The organism is Youngiibacter multivorans (assembly GCF_017873395.1).
GTDB classification, from domain to species: Bacteria; Bacillota; Clostridia; order Clostridiales; family Clostridiaceae; genus Youngiibacter; species Youngiibacter multivorans.
In genome coordinates this window covers 1-4,639 of record NZ_JAGGKC010000059.1, presented here as the reverse complement: position 1 = coordinate 4,639, position 4,639 = coordinate 1, and the positions used below count along the sequence as shown (strand labels likewise).

Sequence of the window (4,639 nt, the reverse complement as noted above, 5' to 3'; positions counted from 1 at the left end):
AACTCTAAAAAAAGGAAGATAAGAGGGTCCGGATTCCGTCCCCTCTTATCTTCTGCTCAAATCATGCTAATTTTGGGGGCTTTTTCAGTGCCCTCCCTTTGAGGGCGTTTTCTTTTCATCGCAATATTCTAATGGATTCTAAATGCTTATGCTGTTCTTCCTTATGATGCCTGCACCTATGATGCCGATGACAACTCCGGATACTGCCTGTATGGCATTCATGGGTGCTGCGGCGATTGCACCTTCAGTTCCCCAGAATATGCTGTCTGCAAGGAAATACCCTGCAATCATGATAATTTCAGCAATTATGAAAGGTATTGCGTATTTTGCAGGAGCTGCCTTCGATCCTCTTACCATGAGTGCCGGTACCACAGCCATGAGTGCCTTTATCACGAAGGTGAATGGGGCATACATTGCATAGCCTGACACAAGGTCGGCAAGAGCCGAGCCTACTGCTGCAGGAGCAGCTGCGAACGGACCGAGGAGTATTGAACTTATAAGTATCATCCCGTCGCCAAGATGGATATATCCGTATGCTATTGGAACCTTCAGGAAATAAGTTCCGAGGAATACAAGTGCACCGAGCACTCCCCCGTATGTGAGTCTTCTGTAGTTTGTCATTTTATCCCTCCGTTTGTGCGATAGGAATAGTATAGTACCGAAATTGTGATTTTGGAAGAAAAACTTTGGTTTTCAAAAGACTTATGCGAAAAATATACAGTGTGGATGCATTTTCAGAATTTCCACGAACAAAAGGGCAGCTGCAATGATCTGCTCTCCGTCAAGAGGACAATGAAATAACATAAGATTTTGACAGTGCCTACGCACTGGATTAGCCGCAAATCAAGGGTGCTTTAGCTTCCGAGATTTGCGGTTTTCTTATGCAGCAAAATACAGTTCATACTTCATTAATGGGGCCAGGACCCCTAGATTCCGCTGCAAGCGTTTCGTGTTGTAGTATACAATGTAGTCTTCAATCATCTGTACAAGCGATTCACGAGAGGTGAACCTTTTGCCATAGTATCTTTCGCGCTTCAAGATACCCCAGAATCCCTCCATAGGACCATTGTCGATGCAACGGCCTACGCGAGACATGCTCTGTGTCATACCAGCCTCCATAAGCTTATGGTAGAATACTCGGTTTGTATACTGAAACCCTCTATCGCTATTATCCCGAATTCGGGATAATAGCGATTATGCCGAAGAAAAAACTATGCCGAAGAATTGCTGTAACTACGCAACCTAAAGAACCTATTATGGTTTCTTCGGCATAGTTTTTTATATACTTAAGGTACTTTAGAGACAAGGAGGTACCTTAAGATGTCAATTGACGAGATTTGTGAACTGTTATTGGACGCACTGACCAACGCCGGATACAACGAGAGCACCATCTTCAATTATCGTGGTGTGATCAGACGTTTCAAAGCTTACTGCAGAGAAAATAGCATTACAGAATACAGTCCGGATAGTGGCCAACCGTATGCTAATGATGTCATCAGCGCAAAGACCGGAAAATTCAGCAACAACAGATACCATACACAGGGTCGCTTCATCAGATTACTGAATTTTTACTATTACAGAGTTGAATTCAGCTTTGAGATGATGAAGCGAGGCAAGATCCAGCCTGAAGATCCGGTACATCTTCAGCTATACAGTGACTACCTGTCGTTCTTATATGAGACCTACGACAATGTAAACACGAGGCATTTCTATGAGTATGGCATGTATCGCATGCTTCAGTATATGCATCAAAATAGCATCACAGATACTGAGGCTCTCATTGCCGAAGATATTTATGGCTATCTTGCAGAATCCAAGCCAGAGAGGCTTCGTGAAATACTGTGTGAACTGAGATCAATATTCAGATATCTTGGCAGAGAAGATTTGGTCAATTCCATTGCCGGTATCCATGGTCCCAGATTCAAACGCATAATACCAACGCTAACTGACGAGGAATTTGATCGCATCAAAAATGTCATTGACCAGAAAGCAGTCTCATTAAGAGATGGTGCAATCGTTCTAACCGGCTTGTCCTGCGGTATACGAGCATGTGATCTGATCAACCTGAAGCTTTCAGATATTGACTGGATAAACGAAACGATTTCATTCAGGCAAAGTAAGACCGGAAACATGGTTCGTCTACCGCTGACCGCGGCAGTAGGAAACGCTATAGCCAGATATCTTTGTGAGGAAAGGCCGGCTGCAGATAATGATTATCTCTTTGTCAGACAGCTGGCACCATTTAATCCGTTTGCAGATCATGCCAGCTGTCATGCGATTGTTACAAGAGTGTTTCGTAAAGCCAGCATCTCCAATGAAAGTCGCATCTTCGGAATGCACATGCTTCGCCATAATGCCGCATCTACAATGGTGAAGAATCAGGTGCCAATAGAAACGATTGCGGCCATACTGGGACATTCCAGCCCGGATACGACAGACATATATATAACTACTGATGCGGAGCGCCTCAGAGAATGTGTGCTTCCAATGGTTAACATCTCCACCGAGGTGCTGCCATGATCACGTACATAAGCAATCTGTCACGTAAGATAAATGATTTCCTAAATTTTAAGAATTCCCTTGGGATAAAGTATTCCGCTCCAAGATCTCATTTAAAAAGCCTTGATTGCTACAATCTTAGTCATGATAATGAAACAACCCTTACCAAATCTTTGGTTGAAGGCTGGGCAGAATACTACGCAGGGAGAAGTGTAACTCGAGATCGCAGTTGGGCATCACCAATTAGAGAATTCGGGCGTTATCTTAACATCACTGGTGACAACGAAGCATATATCCTTGATGAAAGATTTAGGACTCAGCGGTACCAAGCAGAAGTGTATCTGCTCACGGAAGAAGAAATACAGATGTTTTTCAAAGAATGTGACCGTTTTGTCTTAAGATACAGCGGTTGGCCGAGTCATCGCTATGTGCTTCCAGCACTATACAGGTTTCTGTATTGCTGTGGTGCGCGATGCATGGAGGCGAGAGGCCTGAAGTGTACGCAGGTGCATTTGGATCAGGGATATATAGATATCCTTGGTGGAAAGGCTCTTCGCGACCGCAGATTGTACTTGTGCGATGAACTGATCAAATATCTTAAGGAATATGATGCTAAGATCAACACGGTGTTTCCTGATCGCGAGCACTTTTTCCCTGGCGGATATGGTGGCATGTATTCATCCTCGGCCATTTCATCGAATTTCAGGAATATCTGGTTGTCTGCCGGACTGAAACGTGATGGCAAAGTCAAGTCGAGAGCATATGACTTCAGACATCATTTCGCCTGTGCAAACATAATGCGCTGGTCTGAAGAAGGTAAAGATATCCACGCGATGCTTCCATACCTTATGAGGTATATGGGACATTCATCACTTGAAAGCACATATTACTACATACATCTGATCCCAGATTATTTCTCGCAGTACAGGACGCTGACCGCGTCGTCTGCATATGTTATTCCGGAGGTCGATGCGTATGAAGTATGACCGAAAGAAGGATAGGAATTTCTGGATACTGGCGCGAAACTATCTCCACTCATACATGCCGGTAACCAGAAATCTTTCAGATAAATCCGTAGATGCATACAAGCAGTCACTGAAGTCATATCTTGCTTTTCTGGAGGAAGTTAAGTCAATATCCGATGGCGGCGTAACAATGGATTCCTTTAACAGAAAGAACATTCAGGAGTTCATTGAATGGCTCAAGAGCAAGGATTATTCAGTAAAATCGATCAATCTGAAGCTGATGGCTATACGGTCATTTCTGAAATACTGCAGCGAAGAAGATTTTGAGCTGCGCGGCATATATACCGATGTATGTACAGTAAGAAAGCTCAAGGAAGAAAAGGCTCCGATTGTATATCTGCAGCCAAATGCAACTGCTGCTATACTGGCGGCATTCGACAACAAGACAGCCAAACATCGACGCAATCGCATGCTGTTAATACTTATGTATGACACAGGTGCGAGAGTCCAGGAACTGGCAGATCTTAACATTTCTTCGTTGCACTTAGAAATGAAGAACCCGTTCGTCACTCTTATCGGAAAAGGCAGGAAAGGAAGGAATGTTCCATTGCTTGAAAAGACAGTAAAACACTTAAAAGGATATCTTAGGGAATTCCATCCCGAAAATGATGAAGTGCCACTGTTCTACAGTATGCTTAACGGCAAGAACACCAGACTCTCTGCAGACAGCATCAGCCTTATCCTGAAGACAGCTTCAGATATTGCAAGAGAGAATTGCAGTGAAGTCCCTGATCGTGTCCATTGCCACATGTTGAGAAAAACAAAGGCAATGGATCTGTACAAAAGCGGAGTCCCTCTGCCATTCATAATGCAGCTGTTGGGTCATGAAAGCATGTCTACAACTTCAGGGTTCTATGCATTCGCGACGCTTGAGATGATGAGCGAGGCAATGAATAAATCCACAGACGGCATCGTGAGTGAAGAAAAGATATGGAAAAAGGAATCTGTAAGAAAGATATTGTACTCGTTGGAATAACAAAAAGACTATGCCGAAGAAACCATAATAGGTTCTTTAGGTTGCGTGGTAGTGTATTTTAATTTGTGTTTATACATGACTTAAGATACTAACAAGAGTGGGAATAGGAACAGGACAGGAGAGCTGAGACAAGCTCAGG

General features: G+C 43.5%; 5 protein-coding genes. 3 read left to right on the top strand and 2 right to left on the bottom strand.

What is annotated here, in order from left to right; translation table 11 throughout:
* Positions 1 to 138: 138 nt before the first annotated feature.
* A complete protein-coding gene (locus J2Z34_RS17400) occupies positions 139 to 621 on the bottom strand; it encodes an ECF transporter S component (protein ID WP_209461141.1) in 483 nt (160 codons plus the stop codon).
* Between the two features lie 258 nt (positions 622 to 879).
* Positions 880 to 1,107 (bottom strand): IS3 family transposase, encoded by a 228-nt coding sequence (locus tag J2Z34_RS17395; RefSeq protein WP_245250910.1) that lies wholly within the window; start codon positions 1,105 to 1,107, stop codon positions 880 to 882.
* Between the two features lie 213 nt (positions 1,108 to 1,320).
* Between J2Z34_RS17395 and J2Z34_RS17390 the strand changes: the two genes are divergently transcribed.
* The 3 genes from J2Z34_RS17390 to J2Z34_RS17380 are packed head-to-tail and all read left to right on the top strand — an operon-like array spanning position 1,321 to position 4,500.
* The gene (locus J2Z34_RS17390; RefSeq protein WP_209461140.1) at positions 1,321 to 2,520 is read left to right on the top strand and encodes a site-specific integrase; all 1,200 of its coding nucleotides are present in this window, start codon (positions 1,321 to 1,323) and stop codon (positions 2,518 to 2,520) included.
* Entirely contained in the window at positions 2,517 to 3,485 is a 969-nt protein-coding gene (locus J2Z34_RS17860) for a tyrosine-type recombinase/integrase (protein WP_280922348.1), read from the top strand. The genes J2Z34_RS17390 and J2Z34_RS17860 overlap by 4 nt, the downstream gene beginning before the upstream one ends.
* Positions 3,475 to 4,500 carry a tyrosine-type recombinase/integrase gene (locus J2Z34_RS17380; protein ID WP_209461138.1) on the top strand — a complete coding sequence of 342 codons (1,026 nt, stop codon included), beginning with the start codon at positions 3,475 to 3,477 and terminating at the stop codon, positions 4,498 to 4,500. Before J2Z34_RS17860 ends, J2Z34_RS17380 begins: the two co-directional genes overlap by 11 nt.
* The last annotated feature ends 139 nt before the right edge of the window (positions 4,501 to 4,639 follow it).